We start from the raw sequence: 20,435 nt of genomic DNA on the forward strand, positions 1-20,435 counted from the left end.
ATTTTCGTTCTGCGCCTTACTTGTCCCTTGCAATCCAGAACGCAACGGGCATGATCGAGCAGATTATGTTCACGGGCGCACAGCATGAGCTTTGACAGTTGGGATGAAATCCGTACCGCGTTTCACGTGGCGCGGATCGGCACCGTTTCGGGTGCAGCGGAGGTTTTGGGCGTTCACCACGCGACGGTGATCCGCCATGTCGACGCGTTGGAAGACAAGCTGGGCACGAAGCTGTTCCAGCGCCATCCGCGCGGTTACACGCCGACCGAAGCGGGGCAGCAACTGCTCTCCGTGGGGCAGGCGACCGAGGACCAGTTCAGCCAACTCGCTGCCCGGATCGCGGGCGCGGGCGACGAAGTCACGGGCGAGCTGATCGTGACGTCGCTGACCGCGGTTTCGGTGCTGGTGCTGCCCGCGATGGAAAAGCTTCTGGGCGAATATCCCGGGCTGCGGCTGCGCTATCTGACCGATCAGCGCGTGTTCCGGCTGGAGTATGGCGAGGCGCATGTCGCGATCCGCGCCGGCAACCGCCCGACCGAGCCCGACAACGTCGTGCAGTCGCTGGGCCGGATGCAGAATGCGCTCTATGCGAGCCACGCCTATGTCGAGCGCTTCGGGATTCCGCGCTCCAAGGAAGAACTCGCAAAGCATCGCTTCGTGTCGAACGACAACCGCGACAGCCGCGCGCCGTTCTACCGCTGGCTGCGCGACAACGTCCCCGACGAGCAAGTCGTGTTCCGCGCGAACGAGCACGAGAGCCAGGTCGATGCGATCAAGGCGGGTCTGGGCTTGGGCTTCCTGACCGTGCCGATGGGTCGCGCCGATCCGACGCTCGAAGAGGTGGTGAAGCCCTATGATACCTGGGACACCAACCTGTGGCTGGTGACCCATGTCGATCTGCACCGGACGCCGAAGGTTCAGGCCGCCGTGAAGGCGATCAAGGAACAGGCGGCGCGCTCGGACGGTCTGATCTTGAACTGAGCTATTCTGCGGCGTGCAGCCGCCGGACCGGAGCGGGCGCAGGCTCTGTCTCGTCGCGGGCCTTCCGGCGCCGGGCCACAGCCTTCGCGCCGAAATTGTCGCGCCCGTAGGCGAAGGCGAATTGCAGCGCGAGCCCGCCGAAGATCAGAACGCTGTCCTGCCAGATCCCGCCCGGATGCACCTGCTTCACCGTCTGGCCCGCGATCGCCAGCACCGTGCCGAGCGCGAAGATCGGCAGCGAGTGACGGCCCAGCATCCGGATCGGCTCCAGCACGCGCGCCTCGGCGATGCGCGGGACGATCCCCGGCAGCGACAGGATATAGGCGAGCGCCAGCAGGTGCGACAGGCGCGGCAGCGACACGAATGTCTTGTCGAAGCCCGCGATGAAGAAGGGTAGTTTCCACTGGCGCAACTGCCAGACCGCGTGGCCGAAATTCTTAAGCATCCAGTCGTTGTGAACCCACACGAAGGTAAGTGCCAGCCAGCCCGCCGCAAGCGCGATGATCCAGCCTTTCACAGGCACGAGCCGCTTGCCTTGGCGCAGCGAAAGGCCCGTCAGGATGCCGAGGCTGAACACCAGTTGCCACGCCAGCGGGTTGAAGAACCAGCCGCCTTCCATCGGGTAGTTCGGCAGGTTCAGCCGGAACAGCCCCGTCGCCGCCCAAAGCCCGACCGAGGTCGCCAGCAGCGCCAATTTGCTGCGCTGACCGATCCGGATCAGCGCGGGCGCCATCAAGAGAAGCGCCATATACATCGGCAGGATGTTCACATAGCCCAGCTGGTGACCCAGCGTCGCGATCCCGATCAGGAAGCCAAACGGGTCTGTGCCATAGATCTTCATCGCGTTCTTGGACAGCATCGCCTCGTTGCCCCAGAACTGCACGGCGGCAGAGACGATGGCGATCGCCCAGACTGCAGTCAGGATATGCACGAGATAGAGGAGCCACGCCCGGCCCCAAAGTCGCGAGGTGCCTTCCCAGCTCAGCCCCTTGGCCAGCGCCGGACCGTAGGCCAGCGCGGCGGCAAGGCCGGACATGAAGACGAAGCCCTCCGCCGCATCCGAGAAGCCCAGATTGCGGGAAGTGAAATGCTCGTAAAGATTGCCCGGGATGTGATCGATATAGATCATCACCAGCGCGAGGCCGCGGAACAGGTCGATCCGCAGGTCGCGCCCGGGTTTCATCAGCGCGATATTACGCATGTGCGGGGCTCCGGTGAGGGGCGTCCGCGAAACCGGCGCGGTCGCCCTCGGGGGCCGGGAAAGCGTTTTCCCAGCGGGTGAAGATCGCGTCGTGCAGACGCAGGATGCGCGGCGTGTCGATCTCGCTAGGCACCAGCATCAGCTGCGAGCGCGACGGCTGCGACGACCACGAAATCAGCCACGGCGCGGCGATCATCGGCAGACCGACCGGCAGCAGCCAGAACAGCAGGCCGGGCGCGAGCCACCACGTGACGGCGAGGCCCGCAGCACCGATGGCGACAATCCACCACGCCGCGTTGAACCCGTCGGCGACGCTCAGCCGTCCGTCGCCGCGGTTGTTGGTGGGCCAGCCGCCATCCGCTCCGAACAGCACCTGAAAGACCGAACGCGTGGCGAAGGCCAGCAGCACCGGGGCCGTGAGCGAGGAAAAGAGCAGCTCGCTCAGCGTCGAAGCGAAGGCGAGGTTGCCGCCGCCGAAGCCGCGCGCCGTGCCGTTCATCGCGGCGCGCGCGGCGATCAGCAGTTTCGGCACCAGCAGCAGGCCGAAGATGCCGATGGCGAGGCCGATCGCCTTCGAGGCCTCCGATGGCGGGAAATAGGGGAAAGGCCAGTAGGGCTCGGGGAAGTAATCCGGCGGCGGCACGAACAGGGGCGCCGCGATGGAGGCCACGAGAAATCCCAGCCAGAACAGCGGCGCGATATAGGCCATGATGCCCTGCGCAAAGACGAAGCGCGACCAGCCACGCAGCCCCGGCGCGCCGATGATGCGCGCATGTTGCAGGTTGCCCTGACACCAGCGGCGGTCGCGCTTGGCGTGATCGACGATATTCTCCGGGCCTTCCTCGAAGGAGCCCTCCAGATCGTCGTCGAGCCGCACAAGCCAGCCGTTGCGCGCCAGAAGCGCGGCTTCGACATAGTCATGGCTCATCACATGCCCGCCGAAGGGCGGTTGCCCCCTCAGCGCGGGCAGGCCGCAGCTTTCGGCGAAAGCGCGGGTACGCACGATGGCGTTGTGGCCCCAGAACGGGCCGGTCTTGCCCTGCAGCATCGCCAGGCCACGCGCGAAGACGGGCGAGAAGAAGCTGGCCGAGAATTGCATCGCCCGAGCGAAGCGTGAGCGACCCCGCACGACTTTCGGCAGGGTCTGCAGCAGGCCAAGGCGGGGCTCGGCCTCGATCCGACGGATCATCTGCAGGATCGTCTCGCCTTCCATCAGGCTGTCGGCATCGAGGATCAGCGCGAAATCATAGGCCGCGCCGGAACGGGTAATGAAATCCTCGATATTGCCCGCCTTCTTGCCCACGTTGTTGGTGCGGCGGCGATAGAAGAACCGGCCAAGCGCGTCGCGCTCTTCCACGAGATGGGCGAAGACCTGCAGTTCGCGATGGGCGATGTCGTCCTTGCGGGTGTCTGAGAGGATCGCGAAATGGACCTCCGCGTCGTCGTCGGTCGCGGCGAGCGAGGCATCCATCGCGGCCACGCGCGAGAAGGTGGAGACCGGGTCTTCGTTATAGACCGGCACCAGCACGACCGTGCGCCCTTGGATCCGCGCATGGGGGTCCACCCGCGGCGGTGGTTCTGCACGCGAGGTGAGGCCGATCAGTGCCTGCACAGCGCCCCAGGCGAGCCAGAGCGTCGAGATCAGGATCAGCAGCGCGCGCACAACGTCGAGCGTTTGCAGCCCATCGGCCTGCCCGAACTGGATGAACAGTACGAAGGCGCCGATGCCCGCAAGCGCAGCAAGCCCGAGCGCCAGAGCGCGCAGGCCGATCAGCAATGCGCCACGGGGGCGCGCTAGCGCGGACATGTCAGGTGCCTTCCCCGACCGGGCGGCGGGTCAGCATCCGGGCGAGCCGGGTACTCAGCCGAAGATCGGGTTCGATCTGTTGCGCAGGCATGGGCATCGGGGCGACCGGCAGCGCGGCGGGCCCCTCAACGAGGTCTTCGGGGGCCAGTCGGCGCAGGGCGCTCGGCTGGTCGGTCAGCGCCGGCACGGCCGGCAGCTTCAGGTGTGATTTCATGCTTTGGTCCACTGATAGAGCCAGGTCTCGGATAGGTTCCGTCCAAAACCGGCTAGTGTCGCAGAGAGTTCCACCGGCGCTTCGCCATCGGCGGAAATATCCAGAACGAGACGCCAGACATTGTCCTGCTCGACCTTCGACAGGGCTTGAGTCACGATCTTGCCCTTGTTCGCATGCGTGACCGGCTTGATCTCGTCGACAGCCGACGCGGGGAGGCGCGAAATCTCTCCGCCTTTGAAATCAATGACGAATTTCCGAGTTCCCTTGGTGTTCTCGACGCCCGACACGCCGCCGGTTCCGGCCCATGTCTGGTCGACATAGGCGCGTTGATCGCTCGGATCGGGGGGAAGGTCGCCCCATTCGAGGCGATAGGCGAATTCCAGCGCATCGCCTGCTTTTGCCGGAGCTTCGGGCACCCAGAACGCGACGATATTGTCGTTCACCTCGAGTTTCGAGGGAATCTCGACCAGGCGAACCATGCCCTTGCCCCAGTCGCCCTGCGGCGTCACGCGGACCGAGGGGCGGCGCTCGTAACGGGCCGAAGCGTCCTGATAGTGATCGAACTCGCGCTCGCGCTGATAGAGCCCGAAGCTTTTCGGCGCGCTCTCCGCGAAATAGGAGGAGGCGAGCGTGTCGGGGTTCTGCAGCGGCCGCCACAGCTTGTCGCCATCGGCCTGCTCGATCGCCAGCCCGTCGCTGTCATGCACGCGCGGGCGGTAATCGTCGAAATCGTGCCGGTTGCGCGGTCCGTAGAGGAACATCGAGGTCAACGGCGCCACGCCGAGTTGCTGGATGTCCTCGCGGATGAAGAGGCGTGCGGTCACGTCGACCGCGGTCGCCTCGCCGGGCGTGATGACGAATTTGTAGGCCCCCGTCAGCGAGGCCGAATGCATCTCTGCGAAGACGGTGATCGAGTTCGCGCCCGAGGTCGGCGTCTCGACCCAGAACTGGGTGAAGCGCGGGAATTCCTCGGCGACCGAGACGCCGGTATTCACCGCCAGCCCGCGCGCGGAGAGCCCGTAGGCCGAGCCGCGCCCGAGCGCGCGGAAATAGGATGCGCCCTGAAACGCGATCAACTCGTCCATGACATCGGGGCGGTTGATCGGTGTATTCAGCCGGAAGCCCGCGATGCCCGGCAGATCGGCATGTTCGGGGACGATCTTGCGCGCTTTGCTTTGATAGATGAAATCGTCGGTCGAGAAGGTCATCGGGCGCGCTTGCCCGTTCTCGACGCTGGAGAGGTGCACCGGCTCCTTGAAGAGCCAGCCCAGATGGAAGGCCTGCAACTCGAAACGCGTGTCCTCGATATTCTCGAAGCGCGACTTGTCCGGGTCGAAGCGGATCATCCGGTAGCTGTCGTAATCCAACTTGCTCAGGAAATCGGCCGAACTGGTTTCCGGCGGGACAGCTTCGCCCTTGGCGGCTTTCTGCATCCGCGCCGCGAGATCGTCGAAGGAAAACGGCGATTGCTGCGGTGCGGCGGGAGCCGGGGCAGGGGCGGTCGAGGGCTCGGCCGGGGCGGCGCTATCTTGCGCGAGCGCATGGTTCGGCCAGCCTCCCGTGGCGCCGAGCGCGCCAAAAGCGGAACCGGCGGCGAGGAGCTGACGGCGGGAGAGGCGGGGCACTTGCACAGTGCGGGAATGAGACATCTGTTTCCCTGCGATTACAGTCGCTTCGCGCGGCCTCACAAGGGCCGTGCTGCAATTTGCATATCCACATGACTTGAAAAACTGCAAGAGGCGAAGCGAGGCCGCTGGGGCGGACAGGGCCGAGCCATGCGATTCTCGCATAACACCGCCCATCCATGCATCGAAAAGCGCAATTTCCCGCCGATTCCGCGACATTTCCGCCGCATATTGCTGCGCCTGCAAAGGGCGCCGCGCGGGCGGGTCGCTGTCGCATTCGGGCGGCACCGGCACAATGCCTTGCGATTCTGGTCAGGAAACGTCTTCGTGAAGCTTGACAGCCATGCCCCCTGTGCGCAGGTAAAGTAAAGCTTGCGCGGGGGGAGAGTGCGGTCGCATCCATCGCCCCAAGGCCCGCCAGAGAACGGACCGGAGAGAAGATGTCGCCTGCCCTGATCGCCGCTTTGCCCTTCCTGGGCGCAGCCATGCCGTCGATCCTGATCCGCACCGGACGCACCAATGCCGCAGCGGTTTCAGCCCTGTTCACGGGGCTTGCGCTGCTTGGGTTGTTGCTCAACCTGCCGACCGTGATGGCGGGGGGTGTCGTTGAGGCGAAGATCGACTGGCTGCCTTGGCTGGGCCTGAACGTGAATTTCTGGATCGACGGTCTGGGGATGCTCTTCGCGACACTGATCCTCGGGATCGGGTTGCTGATCATCCTCTACGCGCGGTTCTACCTGTCGAACAGGGACCCGGTTGGCCAGTTCTACACTTACCTGCTTCTGTTCCAGGGCGCGATGGTGGGGATCGTGCTGTCCGACAACATCCTGCTGCTGCTGATCTTCTGGGAGCTGACCTCGCTTAGCTCCTTCCTGCTCATCGGCTATTGGAAGCACCTGCCCGCGGGCCGTCAGGGCGCGCGCATGGCGCTGACCGTGACCGGCTTGGGCGGGCTCTCGATGATCGCGGGGATGCTGATCCTCGGAAATATCGCGGGCAGCTACGACATCTCCGAGATCCTGAAGCACAAGGACGCGATTCAGGCGAGCCCCTATTACATCCCGGCCCTGCTCCTGATCCTCGGCGGTGCGTTCACCAAATCCGCGCAATTTCCGTTCCATTTCTGGCTGCCGCACGCGATGGCCGCGCCGACGCCGGTCTCGGCCTATCTGCATTCTGCGACGATGGTGAAGGCGGGGCTGTTCCTGATGGCGCGGATGTGGCCGGTGCTCTCGGGCACGCCGGAATGGTTCTACATCGTGGCGAGCGTGGGCCTGATCACCATGCTGATCGCCGCCAAGATCGCGATCTTCAAACATGACATGAAGGCGTTGCTGGCTTTCTCGACCGTCTCGCATCTTGGTCTGATCACCTTCATGCTGGGGCTGGGGACCGAGGCCGGTGCGCTGGCCGCCGTCTTCCACATCATCAACCATGCGACCTTCAAGGCGGCGCTCTTCATGTCGGCGGGCATCGTCGATCATGAGGCGGGCACGCGCGACCTGACCCGCGTCTCGGGGCTGCGCAAGCTGATGCCGATCACCTTCGTGATCGCGACCATCGCCGCGCTGTCCATGGCCGGGATTCCGCTGTTCAACGGCTTCTTGTCGAAAGAGATGATGCTGGAAGCCGCCGCCCATACCAAATGGCTCGAAAATGTCTGGCTGATCCCGGTTCTGGCGACCGTCGCGGCGCTGTTCTCGGCCACCTATGCCTTCCGCTTCATCAGCCACGGCTTCTTCGGCCCGCCGCCGCAGGATCTGCCGAAGACCCCGCATGATCCGCCTTTCGGCATGTGGATCAGCCCTGCCTTCCTGTCCTTCCTCGTGATCGCGATCGGCCTGTTTCCGATGGCGGTGGCGGGCGGCTATGTCCAGATGGCGACCAATGCGGTCGTCGGTGGCGGCTATCACATGCACGAGCTGAAGATCTGGCATGGCGTCACGCCGGCGTTGATCATGTCGGCCATCGCGGTCGCCGGCGGTATCGCGTTGCTTGCTGCGCATCGTCCCTTCCAGCGCCTCTGGGACACCACGCCGCGTCCCGAGGCCAAGGCGATGTTCGACTGGGTGATTGCGCGCGCGCAGGGTCTGGCGGGCTGGATCACGCAGGCGCTGCATAACGGTGCGATGGCGCGTTACCTGATGCTGTTCACGATCACCTCGGTCGGCGTCGGTCTTTACGCCTTCACGAGCGGCACGCTGGGCCCCCAGACGCGGGCGCTGACGCCGGTGAATGGAGCTGCGGTAACCTCGTGGCTGCTGTTGCTGACCGCGACGATGTGCATCGTCGCCTTCCATCACAACCGCATCCTCGCGCTGGTGCTGATCGGGATCGTCGGCCTGACCGTCTCGGTCTCCTTCATCTTCCTGTCCGCGCCCGATCTCGCGCTGACGCAGATCTCGGTGGAGGTCGTGACGACGGTGCTGATGCTTCTGGCACTGAACTTCCTGCCGAAGATTACCTCGATCGAGTCGAGCCGGATGAAGATCAGCTTCGATGTGGTGCTCTCGGTCGTGGCGGGCGTCGCGGTTTCGGGGCTGATCTACGCGCTGCTGACCCGCGATTTCGCCTTCCCGACGATGTCCGGCTACATGCTCGACAACAGCTATAACCTCGCGGGCGGGGATAACGTGGTGAACGTGATCCTCGTGGACTTCCGTGGCTACGATACGTTTGGCGAGATCACGGTGCTCGGCATCGCCGCGCTGGTGATCTTCGCGCTGACCGAGGCGCTGCTGCAGGGCGCCTCGTCGCGCAAGCTGATTGCATGGCGGCCCGACGTGCCGCGCGGCGGCGACAAGCACCCGCTGATGCTGCTGATCGTGACGCGGGTGATGATGCCGATCGCACTGGTCGTGGGTCTGTATATCTTCCTGCGCGGCCATAACGCGCCCGGTGGTGGCTTCATCGCCGGTCTGGTGATCGCGATCGCGTTGGTCACGCAATACATGGCCTCGGGCTTTGCGTGGACGCAGGCGCGCCAAAAGGTCTATTACCACGTACTGATCGCGTCCGGCGTGCTGGTCGCGGGGATCACCGGGGCAGGGGCCTTCTTCAACGACATGCCCTTCCTGACCTCCGATTTCGGCTACGTGAAACTGCCCGGCCTCGACAAGTTTGAGCTGGCCACGGCGGCGGGCTTCGACCTTGGCGTCTTCCTTGGCGTCGTGGGCTCGGTGATGCTGGCGCTTGGCGGTTTGTCGCGCCTCGCACGCCGTGCCGCTATGGGTGAGGAAGGCGGCGAGGACGGTGCGCATATCGCCGCCGAGAAACCTGAAGCCCGCGTGCTCGCGCCACTCTCGGCCGGGCCATATCCACCCGACGCCAAAGTGCCCCGCCGCTGGTGGAAGACCGCCCGCGCCGCGCGCGAAGCCACCCAGCACGAACGTGACATCGTGCACGAGAACAAGAAGAACCACGGGGGCGATCACTGATGGAAGTGCTCGTTGCATCGGCCATCGGCGTGCTGACCGCCGCCGGCATCTACATGATTCTGCGTCTGCGCACCTTCCCCGTGGTGGTGGGCATGTCGCTGCTGTCCTACGCGGTGAACGTCTTCCTGTTCGCCACCGGTCGTCTGGTGATCAACCAGCCGCCGATCCTGCGCGAGGGCGTGACTTCCTATACCGACCCGATCCCGCAGGCGCTGGTGCTGACCGCGATCGTGATCTCCTTCGGGATGACGGCGGTGGTCGTTATGCTCGCGCTTGGCGCCTTCATCGAGGCGGGCAATGACCGCATCGACCTCGAGGAAGAGGAGGACGGCCGATGATGGAACATTGGATCATCGCGCCTGTCCTGATCCCGGCGATGCTCGCACCGCTGATCGTGCTGTGGATGCGCTACGATCTGGTCACACAGCGCGTGGCCTCGATCCTCGGCATGTCCGCGCTGGTCGTGCTGGCGATCGTGCTCATGACCTCGGCTTCGATGAACCCGCCCGAGGTCTACCGCCTCGGTAACTGGGAGCCGCCCTACGGCATCGTGCTGGTCCTCGACCGGCTGTCGGCGCTGATGCTGCTGCTGACCTCGATCCTCGGCCTCGTGATCGTGCTCTATGCAATAGGCTCGGGCTGGGACAAGCGTGGCTGGCATTTCCACTCGCTGATGCAGTTCCAGATGATGGGGATCAACGGTGCCTTCCTGACGGGCGACGCGTTCAACCTGTTCGTCTTCTTCGAGGTTCTGCTGATCGCCTCCTACGGTCTGATGATCCATGGAGGCGGGCGCGCGCGGCTGAAATCGGGCGTGCAATATGTCGTCTACAACCTCGCGGGCTCGACGCTGTTCCTGTTCGCGCTGGGTACGATCTACGCGACGGCGGGCACGCTCAACATGGCGGATCTCGCGGTGAAGGTCGCGCAGATGCCGGTCGAGCAGACGGCGCTGATCAAGGTCGGCGCGGCGCTGCTGATGGTGGTCTTCGCGGTCAAGGCGGCGCTGGTGCCGCTGCAATTCTGGCTGCCCGCGACCTATACCAACGCGCCCGGCCCGGTGGCGGCGTTGTTCGCGATCATGACCAAGGTGGGCACCTACGCGATCGTTCGCGTCTACACGCTGATCTTTCCGATCACCGGCACCACCGGCACGCTTGCGCATGACATCCTGCTGCCCGCCGCGTTCCTGACGCTGGCGATCGGGATGATCGGTATTTTCGGGGCGCGCGATCTGGGTCGCACGGTCGCCTATGCGGTGATCGGCTCGGTCGGTACGATGATGCTGGGCTTCGCGCAGTTCACCCAAGGGGCAACCTCCGCAGGTCTCTACTACATGGTTCACTCGACGTTGGTGGCCGCGGCGATGTTCCTGATTGCCGATCTCGTGCGTGAGCGGCGCGGCCGTTGGGGGCTCGGCTATACCGATGCGCCTCTGATGAAGAACCACGGGCTGATGGCCGGGATGTTCTTCGTGGGCGCGATCGCGATGGCGGGGATGCCGCCGCTGTCGGGCTTCCTCGGCAAGCTGATGATCCTCGACGCGACGCGCGGCCAATGGGCGCTCTGGGCCACGGTTCTCGTGACCTCGCTGATCGCCATCGTGGGCTATGCCCGGGCGGGTAGCCAGGTGTTCTGGCGTTCCTACGCCGTCGAGGCCGAGGAGGACGAGCTGCCGGCCGGGCCTAAGGATGCGAGCGCGCCGGGCCTCGCCTTCACCGCGACCGGTATCCTGCTGGCGGGCTCCGTGGCGCTGACCGTGCTGGCCGGACCTGCGAGCAACTGGCTGCAGGGCACCGCCGCGCAACTCTTCACGCCGTCGCAATATATCGACGCGGTTCTCGCGGGCGCCGAAGAACGCGCGCAGGAGGCGGCGAAGGTCGGCGCGCATGAGCATGGCCATATGGAAGTGAGCGAGGAGATGCAGGCGGAGGACGGGCATGGTGGCGACACCGGTGTCGCGGACCCGCACGCTGCCGACGGTCAACCGGCCGGTCAGACCGACACCCACACCGAGACGGGGCAGGATGCCCCCGCCGCGGCGCATTGAGGGGAGCAAAGATATGATCCGCAAGATCCTTCCCCACCCCTACCTGACCGTCACGCTGGTGATGGTCTGGCTGATGCTGGCCAATAGCTACACGCTCAACTCGCTGGTCTTCGCGATCCTCGTGGGGCTCGTGATCCCGTGGATCACCGCACCCTACTGGCCCGCGCGCCCGAGTTTCGCGAAGCCGCTGAAGATCATCGAGTACATCTTCATCGTGATCTGGGATATCATCGTCGCGAATATCACGGTGGCGAAGATCGTCCTCTTCATGCCCAATTCCAAGCTGCACCCCGCCTGGGTCTCCGTGCCGCTCGACATTGTCACGCCCGAGGCGGTGACGGTGCTGGCGGGCACGATCACGATGACGCCCGGAACGCTGACGGCGGAACTGGCCGCCGACGGTCACTCGCTGCTGGTCCACGCGCTGCACGCGCCGGATGCCGATGAGGTGCGCGACGAGATCAAGTCCCGCTACGAGGCCCGCCTGAAGGAGATTTTCGAATGATCACCTATGCCCTGATCTTCGCCATCGCCTGCTATTCGATGGCGCTTCTGTTCAACCTCTTCCGGGTCGTCAAGGCGCCCGGCGTGACCGACCGGGTTCTGGCGCTCGACACGATGGCAATCAACGCGATCGCGATGATCGTGCTCTTCGGTATCTGGGAGGGGACCGCGCTCTTCTTCGAGGCGTCGATCCTCTACGCGATGACGGGCTTCGTGGCGACGGTTTCCTTCGCCAAGTTCATCCTGCGCGGCGACATTATCGAGTGAGGGCGTGATGGAACTGTTCTGGGATATCCTGATTTCAGCGCTGCTCGTGATCGGTGGCATCTTTGGCCTCGTCGGCAGCTTCGGGCTGGTCAAACTGCCCGACCCGATGACCCGGCTGCATGCGCCCACCAAGGCCGCGACGCTGGGCGTGGGCGCGATCCTGATCGCCTCGATGGTCTGGTTCGCGGTGAAGCAGGGCCACGTGACCCTGCACGAGCTGATGGTCACCATCTTCATCTTCCTGACGGCCCCGATCACGGCGCATTTCATCTCGAAGGCGAATATCTTCCGCGATTGGCCGCCCGAGAAACTGCCGAAACCCGCCGGCGAGGGCGACTGGGCGGTGCATACCGCCGATGCCGATACCTCGAAAGGCGAGCTGGCGGTCGAGCGGGAAAAGAACATCCCGCACGAGAACGACTGACGCCCTGACGCCGCGAAATGCTTTGACGTGGGCGTCAGCCGTGGCAGGCTGATCTCCGGAGGAGATTTCGGGAGACTTTTGCGATGCGGATGCGACTGATGCTGTCCCATCTGTCGATCTGGGTGATGATCGCAGTCGTCGCTGCGGCGCTCTACTGGACCGCGCAGGGACCGTGGTGGCTCTGGGCGGTCGCGCTGCTCGGCATCCCGGCGCAGATGCTCAACGAATACGGGCTTCATCGCTACATCTTCCACATGACGCCCCCGAAACGGCAATGGGCCTTCAACTGGCTCTACCGGGTGCATTACGGACACCACGAATTCCCGACCTGTTGGCCGCTTCTGTTTGCGCCGCTCTCGGTGATCGTGCCGGTGCTCGTGGGCAATACCGCGCTTCTCTGGGCGGTGCTGGCGCTGATCGGCGCGCCCCATGCGTTCGACATCGCCGTGGCCGTCGTGCCGCTGGGTGGAGCCGCCACCTTCCTCGCTTATGAATGGTTCCACACCACCGCTCATGTGACGGTGAAGAAGACCGCGATCGAGCGGCATGTCTCGACGCTGCACAACCAGCACCATTTCCGCGACTTCTCGAAATGGTTCCACGTCACGGCAGGGGGCGAGGTGATCGACCGGCTGATGGGCACCGCGATTTCGCGCGATCAGCTCAAGACACAAAGCCGCGTCGAGTTCATCCGGACCCTCGGCCTGCGCCCCGATGATCCGCGCCTGATCGCGGCACGGGAGAAATTCGCGCCGCGCTTCGGGATCACCGAGGCCGAAGTCTCGCGGGCGGGTCATGTCGGAGGGGGCGCTGCCCCCGCGCGCTGACGCGCGCCCCCCCGGGATATTTGGACAAGCCCGAAAAAGCGCGCGGTCTGCCTCTTCGGGCTTGCTGAAATATCCCGGGGGAGGCCGCAAGCCGGGGGCGGAGCCCCTTACAGGTTGTCAGCCACGCGGAAGCCTTCGGGGATCGTGTCGCGCCCTTCCAGCACCAGATCGACCATCACCTCGGCCACTTTCGGCGCCATGCCGAAGCCGATCTTGAAGCCGCCATTGGCGATGAAATGGCCCGGACGGTCGGGCCAGTCACCCAGCATCGGCGCGCGCGATTTGGCGCGCGGGCGCACCCCGGCCCAACGGTCGATCACCGGGGCCTCGGCGAGGGGCGGGCAAAGCGCGCGGGCTTTCTCGATCAGCGCGTCGAGCTGCGCATCGGTCGTGTCTGGGGCGTCGAATTCGCGCTCGGAGGTCGACCCGATCGCGACCGTTCCATCGGAATGCGGGATGATGTGGAGGCTTTCAGCGAAAAGCTGAGGCACGTCTCCAGCCGCGTATCTCAAGAGCGCCGATTGGCCCTTCACGCCGCTGCCGATGGTCTTGCCGACCACCGCGTTCAGCTCGGCCAGACCTTCGGCGCCGGTCGCGTGGATGACCGGACCAACCTCGTCGGCCTCGCCGATCACGATCTCCGCACCCATCGCTTCGAGCGCCGCGACCAGCGCGGCCCCGGCGGCGCGCGGATTGGCGCGCGCCGTGAGCGTGTCATGGATCACGAGCCCGGTGGGCGAGGGGGGCGCGAAGGCGCCGAACTCCGCAGTCTCGGCCACGCGCCATGTGGCGAAGCCCTGCCACAGCTCGGCCGCCCCCGCCGCGCGGTCCTTGGCGCGTGCGATCTGCGCCTCATCCGCCAGCGGCTGCAGCCGCCCGAGACGCGCATAGCCCGGATCGCCGCCGCCGATGCGTTGCACCTCGCCCCAGAAATCCTCGGCCATTCGGAGACTCTCGAATTGAAACTGTTTCTTGGGGTTCCAGTTTTCCGGCACATGCGGGGCGAGCGCGCCGACATGGCCACCCGAGCTGCCCGCGCCGATGCGGCTGCGTTCGATGAGCCGCACCTTCGCGCCGCGCTTCGCCGCGACGAAGGCGATCGCGAGGCCGAAGATGCCGCCGCCGCGCACGGTTATGTCGTGTCTGCCGCTTGTCATTTCGCGCCTCCTGCTTCAAGGCTGGGCCGGAGACTGTGGACTATCCCCGATGAACGCCCCTGACCAGAGCAAAGCCGATCTCGATTGGCGCGATGACCTTGTGCCGGTCTCGCGGCGGTTCGACGATCCCTATTTCAGCGTTGCAGGCGGTCTGGCCGAGACGCGGCATGTGTTTCTGGCGGGCAACGATCTGCCCGCGCGGCTGCGTCCGGGCTTTCACGTGGCCGAGCTGGGCTTCGGCACGGGGCTGAACCTGCTTGCGTTGCGGCTTGCCTGTCCCGAGGACTGCCCGATCCGCTTCACCTCCTTCGAGGCCTATCCGATGGAGGCGGACGAGATCGCACGGGCGCTGGATGCATTTCCGGAAGTCGCGCCCGTCGCCGGTCCTTATCTGGACGCCTGGGCTGCGGGACAGCGTCAGTTTCAACTCGGTCCGGTGGCGGTGGAGATCATCGAGGGTGATGCGCGCACGGCACTGCCCGCTTGGGACGACGCTGCCGATGCTTGGTTCCTTGACGGGTTCTCGCCCGCGAAAAACCCCGAGCTTTGGGGTGAGGATCTTATGGCCGAGGTCGGCGCGCATACTGTGCCGGGCGGCACATTCGCGACCTATACGGCGGCGGGCTTCGTGCGCCGCGCGCTCGAGGCCGCCGGTTTCGAGGTCAGCCGTGGCCCGGGTTTCGGGCGCAAACGCCATATGTCGCTCGGGGTGAAACATGGTTGAACAATCGACCCGCCGCGGCATTGCGCTGATGGTCGCGGTGACCTTCATCTTCGCGATCCAGGACGGCATCTCGCGCCACCTGGCCGAGACCTACAACGTCTACATGGCGCTGATGGTGCGGTTCTGGTTCTTCGCCGCCTTCGTGCTTGCGATCGCGGCGCGCAGCCCGGGCGGGATCAAGCGGGCGACGCGCTCGGGCCTGCCTTGGGCGCAGGTCTTTCGCTCGGTCGTCTTGATCACCGAGGTGATCGTGATGGTGCAGGCCTTCGTCTATCTCGGGCTCGTCCATTCTCATGCGGTATTCGCCTGCTACCCGCTTCTGGTCGCGGGTCTCTCCGGGCCGGTGCTGGGCGAGAAGGTCGGCTGGCGGCGCGTGGCGGCGATCGGCGTGGGCTTCATCGGGGTGCTTATCATCCTCAAGCCCGGTTTCGGTGTTTTCTCCCCCTATGCGCTGATCCCGCTGGCGGCGGCGACACTGTTCGCGCTCTACTCGCTGATGACGCGCTACGTGGGTCGGGTCGATCCGGCTTCGGTCTCCTTCTTCTACACCGGTGTGATCGGCGCCGTGGTAATCACCGTGGTGGGCATATGGCATTGGGAAAACATGATCCCATCCGATTGGGCGTGGATGGTCGTGCTTTGCTTCACCGCCGCGACCGGGCATTTCCTGCTGATCAAGGCCTATGAGGTGGCCGAGGCCTCCGCGATCCAGCCCTTCGCCTATCTCCAGCTGGTCTTCGCCTCGACCCTGGGCGTCGTCGTCTTCGGCGAGGCGCTGGAATGGAACGTGGTGATCGGCGCTGGGGTCGTGGTCAGCGCGGGGCTCTTCACCCTCTGGCGCGCGCGGGTGGCCCAAGAGGCTTAACCGCCTCTTTCGCTTTGGTTCAAATATCCCGGGGGAGGCCGTGAGGTCGAGGGGCAGCGCCCCTCAATCTTTCACGTCGCCGCGCAGGACGTCGGTGAATTTCACCTCCTCCTTGCCCAGCCGCGCGCGGTAGGGTGGGATCGCTTCGGAGACGCGCATGACGTAGTTGCGGGTCTCGGTGAAGGGGATCATCTCGACCCAGTCGATCACGTCGACAGTCCCAACGCGGGGGTCACCGCGATCCTCTATCCAGCTTCGCGGGCGGCCCGGACCGGCATTGTAGCCCGAGGCGACAAGCACCGAGGATGCGCCGAACTCGTCACGCAGTTCCGCGAGATAGGCGCCGCCCAGCCTGAGGTTGTAGGTCGCATCCGTCGTCAGCCGCGCCTTCTCGTAGGGCAGGCCGGTTTTCTCCGCCATCATCTTCGCGGTGCCGGGCATCAGCTGCATCAGGCCCTGCGCGCCGACCGGAGAGCCGACGCCGACCGCGAACTGGCTTTCACGGCGGGCGACGGCGAGGACCAGTTCCTCCGGCACGCCCAGGTCATGGCTCGTCAGGCCCGGGATCGGCCAGAGCGCCTGCGCGATGATCTCGCCCTTCAGTGCGGCACGTTTGCCGATGATCAGCGCGAGATAGGTGTCATCCTCTTCCAACGCGTATTGGGTCAGGGCGCCGAAATTGCCCGGGCCGAGGCTCTCCTCGAGGTGCAGCACGAACCGCGCGCCCAGCTCGTTTTCGCCCGCCTCGTAAAGCAGTTGCGCGGCCTTGAAGACGGAAGAATGGCGCAGCTTGTAGCGTCGCCAGTCGGGCAGGTCGGGGCCCTTGGCGAAATTCGCTGGCAAGGGCAGGTTCAGCCGCTCGGCCGACAGAAGCCCGTAATAGGCGTCCTGATTTTCCGCGCCTTTGCGCCATGCGGCCTTGGCTTCGTCGCTGCGGCCCAGAACCTCGAGCGCGCGGCCTTGCCAATACCACGCGCGCGACGACGAGATCGGCCCGTCCACCGCTTTCTCGAGATTGTGAAAATGGCCGAGCGCCGTGTCGGCACGACCCAGTTTCAAGGCGGCGTAGCCCGCCACCCATTCGAGATCGGCGTAATCTGCCCCGCCCGGTTCCAAGTGGTGCGAGGAAGCCAGATCATAGGCGCGCTGGGTATTGCCCGCGCGCAGGTCCCAGCGCGACTGATAGCCGCGCAGCGTGGCCCAAAGGTCGGGATCTTCCAGATCGGTCGCGGATTTCGACCGCTCGAGGATCAGCTCTGCCGCGCCGTCTTCCAGCCCGGCGCGCCAGCGCCACATCGCGCGGTCGCGGGCAAGCCCTGCGGACCGCTCGACCATGTAGCCGGGGACGGCGGCCACGAGATCGTCCACGCCCTGCTCGCGCGCCTGCAGGGCGATCCGCGCCTCAGCGACGGCCTTGGTGCCGGGCGTGACCAGATCGATCATCCGGCGCGCATCCGACAGGTGACCGCGATCGAGCATGTTCTGCATCCGCCCGCCATGATCGGCGGAGATAAGCGAGGGATAGTCGGCCAGAAACTTCGCCTGCTCGTCTTCCTCCATTGGCAGTTGGCGCCAGGCGGTCTTGGCGACCTCGGCCGCCTGCGCCTTCTGCCCCAGGGCGAGATGCGCACCAATCAACGCCAGCGCGCCGGTGCCGGTCTGCGGCGGGCCGAGCTTGAAATAGGCGATCACCTCGCGCGGCGGGATGCCGTCGAGCTTGGCCTCGCCTTTCTCGCGCAGCCACGGCATGCCGGGCCAATCGGCGCGACGTGTGGCGAAATCGAGATAGTCGGCGAAGTCGCCCTCGCCATCGCGCAGGCGCTTCCACTCGATGACATCGAAGCCGAGGGGGCCCACGCGACGCGCGAGATTTTCGGCCTCGTCCCAATCGCCGGAATTGGCCGCCGCGAAGGCATCGGACAGCGCGGAACTCGCAGCGCGAAGCGCGGCCGGCGAGAGCGCGAAACTCGAAGCCGCAAGCGCGGCGAGGAACTGGCGTCGGATCATCATGGCTGCTCGTGGTCGCGGGTTTGTCCCTTTGCTACGGGCCTCTCACAGATGGGGATGAATCACAAGTTGGCAACAGCCGCGCAACCGCCTATAACCCGGCCGATTTCCGCCGGGACGACTCAACCCCCCGGCCCAACCAAAAAAGGAGCGTGTCATGTTCAAAGGGTCTCTTCCCGCACTGGTCACGCCGTTCAAGGACGGCGAGCTGGATCTGGACACGCTCAAGAAACTTGTCGAGTGGCATATCGATCAGGGCAGCCACGGCCTCGTGCCGGTCGGCACGACCGGTGAGAGCCCGACGCTGAGCCATGCCGAGCACATGACGGTCATCACCGAGGTCGTGAAAGCCGCGAAGGGCCGCATTCCGATCATCGCGGGCGCAGGCTCGAACTCGACGGCGGAAGGTGTGCGGCTGATCCAGCACGCCGGCAAGACCGGGGCCGATGCGGCGCTCGTCGTGACGCCCTATTACAACAAGCCGACGCAGCGCGGCATGATCGAGCATTACCGAGCGCTGCACGATGCCTGCGAACTGCCGATCGTGATCTACAACATTCCGGGCCGCTCGGTGGTCGACATGATCCCCGAGACGATGGGCGAACTGGCGAAGCTGCCGCGTATCGTGGGCGTGAAGGATGCGACCGGCAAACTGGAGCGCGTCTCGATGCAGCGCGCGACCTGCGGGCCCGATTTCATCCAGCTCTCGGGCGAGGACGCGACGGCGCTCGGCTTCAATGCGCATGGCGGCGTGGGCTGTATCTCGGTGACGGCGAACGTCGCGCCCAAGCTTTGCGCGGAATTCCAGGAGGCGACGCTTGCCGGCGATTACGCCAAGGCGCTGAGCTATCAGGACAAGCTGATGCCGCTGCACATGGCGATCTTCCTCGAGCCGGGCGTGGCGGGTGCGAAATACGCGATGTCGAAGCTGGGCATGTGCTCGGCCGAGGTGCGTCTGCCGCTGACCGAGTTGTTGCCCGAGACGAAGACCGCGATCGACGCGGCAATGGTCCATGCCGGTCTGATCTGAGTTTCGCCTCCACCGAATAAGAAAACGCCGGCGCGATAGGGTTCGCGCCGGCGTTTTTTTTGTGTCCAGAATCTTACTGCAGAGCGCTGCGCAGGTCATCCATCGCGATCGAGCTGTATTTCTGAGGCTGATCCGACGGGGTGGCCGCCGCGGGTGTGACGATTTCGGGCGCCGCTTGCTCGACCGCAGGGGCCGGCGGGGTCTGCTCGGCATTCGCTTGGAGACGCGGCGTCGTTGCCTCGGTCGGCGTTTTCGTGTCGGCCTCGGGCTGAATATAGGCGAGGGTGACGGTGATCCGACGGTTCGACGGATCGCGCGGATCGGCCGGCTTCAGCGGATCGGTATCCGACAGGCCCGAGACGCGGGTGACCCGTTCCGGGGCGACACCGGCGGCCACGAGCGCCCGGCGCGTCGCGTTGGCGCGGTCCGAGGACAGTTCCCAGTTCCCATAGGTACCGCCCGCTTTCTGATAGGGGACCGAGTCGGTGTGGCCCGCGATCAGCACGTCATTGGGCAGATCGGAGAGGGCGCGGCCGAGCTGATCCATCAGCGCCAGCGTGGGCCCATCGAGCTTCGCGCTGCCCGAGGCGAACATGGCTTTGCCCGCCTGATCCACGACTTCGATATTCAGCCCGTCCGGCGTGCGGCGGAATAGGACGTTCTGCTGCAGCGGACGCAGGTCCGGAACGCGCTGGATCGCCTGCGTGATCCGGGTCTGAAGCGTCTGGAAGCGGGCGTCGTCGACGGCATGCGGTGTGGCTGCAGCAGTCTTCGCGCCGGTTGTGTCGCCTGCCTCTGCCGTCGCCTGCACTGCGTCGGCGACTTTATTCGTCGTCGCGTCCGGCGTGGCCTCCTTGGAGCCGCCGGAGGCGTTGGCCAGCTCGGTCGAGGGGGCTGTCTCGCTCCCGGCGCCGGGATTGGCGGGAATCGTGTCGTCGGCGCGCGAGGCGTTCAGCACCCCTTTCGGCCCGATCGTCTCGCCGGCGAGGGGGCCGGTGCCGCCGGGGGCCTGCATCGAGACTTTCGCAGGGGCGAAGTAATCGGCGATCCCCGTGAGCTGGTTCTCGTCCGAAACGGAGAGAATCCACATCAGCAGGAAGAAGGCCATCATCGCGGTCATGAAATCGGCATAGGCGACTTTCCACGCTCCGCCGTGATGCTCGGATTCGTGATCGTCATCGCTCCGCTTCACGATGATCGGCGCCTGATTCGACCGTGCCATGAGTTGCCCTTTCCCACCTCGCTGGCAGGAGCCAGCAGTCTTCTCTGGGCATGCGTTTTCTGCAGCCCTTGAGTGTGGGTTGTCGGCTTAAAA

At 65.3% G+C, this 20,435-nt stretch carries 18 protein-coding genes; 11 read left to right on the forward strand and 7 right to left on the reverse strand.

The genetic code is table 11. From position 1 onward, the window contains the following. Positions 1–84 precede the first annotated feature (84 nt). Positions 85–981 carry a LysR family transcriptional regulator gene (locus B6V74_RS11920; RefSeq protein ID WP_075775814.1) on the forward strand — a complete coding sequence of 299 codons (897 nt, stop codon included), beginning with the start codon at positions 85–87 and terminating at the stop codon, positions 979–981. A 1-nt stretch (position 982) separates the two neighbouring features. Here B6V74_RS11920 and B6V74_RS11925 read toward each other — a convergent pair whose 3' ends face one another. Genes B6V74_RS11925 through B6V74_RS11940 form a run of 4 tightly spaced genes read right to left on the reverse strand, consistent with a single transcriptional unit; the run spans position 983 to position 5,852 of the window. Continuing rightward, complete coding sequence (locus B6V74_RS11925; RefSeq protein WP_088722904.1) at positions 983–2,182, reverse strand: OpgC domain-containing protein; 1,200 nt, start codon at positions 2,180–2,182, stop codon at positions 983–985. Further along, a complete protein-coding gene (gene mdoH / locus B6V74_RS11930) occupies positions 2,175–3,989 on the reverse strand; it encodes a glucans biosynthesis glucosyltransferase MdoH (protein ID WP_088722905.1) in 1,815 nt (604 codons plus the stop codon). The genes B6V74_RS11925 and mdoH overlap by 8 nt, the downstream gene beginning before the upstream one ends. Position 3,990: 1 nt before the next feature. Beyond that, entirely contained in the window at positions 3,991–4,203 is a 213-nt protein-coding gene (locus B6V74_RS11935) for a hypothetical protein (RefSeq protein ID WP_088722906.1), read from the reverse strand. After that, the gene (locus tag B6V74_RS11940) at positions 4,200–5,852 is read right to left on the reverse strand and encodes a glucan biosynthesis protein G (protein WP_088720427.1); all 1,653 of its coding nucleotides are present in this window, start codon (positions 5,850–5,852) and stop codon (positions 4,200–4,202) included. The genes B6V74_RS11935 and B6V74_RS11940 overlap by 4 nt, the downstream gene beginning before the upstream one ends. A gap of 416 nt (positions 5,853–6,268) precedes the next feature. On the opposite strand from B6V74_RS11940, the gene B6V74_RS11945 reads away from it, so the two are divergent. The 7 genes from B6V74_RS11945 (at position 6,269) to B6V74_RS11975 (ending at position 13,337) form a co-directional block, all read left to right on the forward strand. After that, positions 6,269–9,265: a monovalent cation/H+ antiporter subunit A gene (locus B6V74_RS11945; RefSeq protein WP_088722907.1), complete on the forward strand. Its 2,997-nt coding sequence runs from the start codon at positions 6,269–6,271 to the stop codon at positions 9,263–9,265. Next, positions 9,265–9,603, forward strand: a complete 339-nt coding sequence (locus B6V74_RS11950) for a Na+/H+ antiporter subunit C (RefSeq protein ID WP_088722908.1) — start codon at positions 9,265–9,267, stop codon at positions 9,601–9,603. The genes B6V74_RS11945 and B6V74_RS11950 overlap by 1 nt, the downstream gene beginning before the upstream one ends. Then, positions 9,603–11,315: a monovalent cation/H+ antiporter subunit D gene (locus B6V74_RS11955; protein ID WP_088723059.1), complete on the forward strand. Its 1,713-nt coding sequence runs from the start codon at positions 9,603–9,605 to the stop codon at positions 11,313–11,315. The genes B6V74_RS11950 and B6V74_RS11955 overlap by 1 nt, the downstream gene beginning before the upstream one ends. Positions 11,316–11,328: 13 nt before the next feature. Beyond that, positions 11,329–11,820, forward strand: coding sequence for a Na+/H+ antiporter subunit E (locus B6V74_RS11960; protein ID WP_075776007.1), 492 nt, complete (start codon positions 11,329–11,331; stop codon positions 11,818–11,820). Further along, positions 11,817–12,086 carry a K+/H+ antiporter subunit F gene (locus tag B6V74_RS11965; RefSeq protein WP_075775821.1) on the forward strand — a complete coding sequence of 90 codons (270 nt, stop codon included), beginning with the start codon at positions 11,817–11,819 and terminating at the stop codon, positions 12,084–12,086. The genes B6V74_RS11960 and B6V74_RS11965 overlap by 4 nt, the downstream gene beginning before the upstream one ends. A 7-nt stretch (positions 12,087–12,093) precedes the next feature. After that, positions 12,094–12,510 carry a Na+/H+ antiporter subunit G gene (locus B6V74_RS11970; protein WP_075775822.1) on the forward strand — a complete coding sequence of 139 codons (417 nt, stop codon included), beginning with the start codon at positions 12,094–12,096 and terminating at the stop codon, positions 12,508–12,510. A gap of 98 nt (positions 12,511–12,608) precedes the next feature. Continuing rightward, positions 12,609–13,337 carry a sterol desaturase family protein gene (locus B6V74_RS11975; RefSeq protein ID WP_240496990.1) on the forward strand — a complete coding sequence of 243 codons (729 nt, stop codon included), beginning with the start codon at positions 12,609–12,611 and terminating at the stop codon, positions 13,335–13,337. Between the two features lie 107 nt (positions 13,338–13,444). On the opposite strand, the gene B6V74_RS11980 is transcribed toward B6V74_RS11975, so the two are convergent. Continuing rightward, positions 13,445–14,494, reverse strand: coding sequence for an FAD-dependent oxidoreductase (locus B6V74_RS11980; protein WP_088722909.1), 1,050 nt, complete (start codon positions 14,492–14,494; stop codon positions 13,445–13,447). A 49-nt stretch (positions 14,495–14,543) separates the two neighbouring features. Between B6V74_RS11980 and mnmD the strand changes: the two genes are divergently transcribed. After that, positions 14,544–15,218, forward strand: coding sequence for a tRNA (5-methylaminomethyl-2-thiouridine)(34)-methyltransferase MnmD (gene mnmD, locus B6V74_RS11985; RefSeq protein ID WP_088722910.1), 675 nt, complete (start codon positions 14,544–14,546; stop codon positions 15,216–15,218). Further along, positions 15,211–16,083, forward strand: a complete 873-nt coding sequence (locus tag B6V74_RS11990) for a DMT family transporter (RefSeq protein WP_075775826.1) — start codon at positions 15,211–15,213, stop codon at positions 16,081–16,083. The genes mnmD and B6V74_RS11990 overlap by 8 nt, the downstream gene beginning before the upstream one ends. A gap of 63 nt (positions 16,084–16,146) precedes the next feature. On the opposite strand, the gene B6V74_RS11995 is transcribed toward B6V74_RS11990, so the two are convergent. Next, positions 16,147–18,093 carry a lytic transglycosylase domain-containing protein gene (locus tag B6V74_RS11995; RefSeq protein WP_088722911.1) on the reverse strand — a complete coding sequence of 649 codons (1,947 nt, stop codon included), beginning with the start codon at positions 18,091–18,093 and terminating at the stop codon, positions 16,147–16,149. Positions 18,094–18,247: 154 nt separating this feature from the next. Here B6V74_RS11995 and dapA point away from each other — a divergent pair, with 154 nt between their 5' ends. Next, the gene (gene dapA, locus B6V74_RS12000) at positions 18,248–19,120 is read left to right on the forward strand and encodes a 4-hydroxy-tetrahydrodipicolinate synthase (protein ID WP_088720420.1); all 873 of its coding nucleotides are present in this window, start codon (positions 18,248–18,250) and stop codon (positions 19,118–19,120) included. Between the two features lie 73 nt (positions 19,121–19,193). Here dapA and B6V74_RS12005 read toward each other — a convergent pair whose 3' ends face one another. Then, positions 19,194–20,342 carry a flagellar motor protein MotB gene (locus tag B6V74_RS12005; protein ID WP_088722912.1) on the reverse strand — a complete coding sequence of 383 codons (1,149 nt, stop codon included), beginning with the start codon at positions 20,340–20,342 and terminating at the stop codon, positions 19,194–19,196. Positions 20,343–20,435: the final 93 nt, after the last annotated feature.

Source organism: Thioclava sp. F42-5 (assembly GCF_002213195.1).
GTDB lineage: Bacteria > Pseudomonadota > Alphaproteobacteria > Rhodobacterales > Rhodobacteraceae > Thioclava > Thioclava nitratireducens.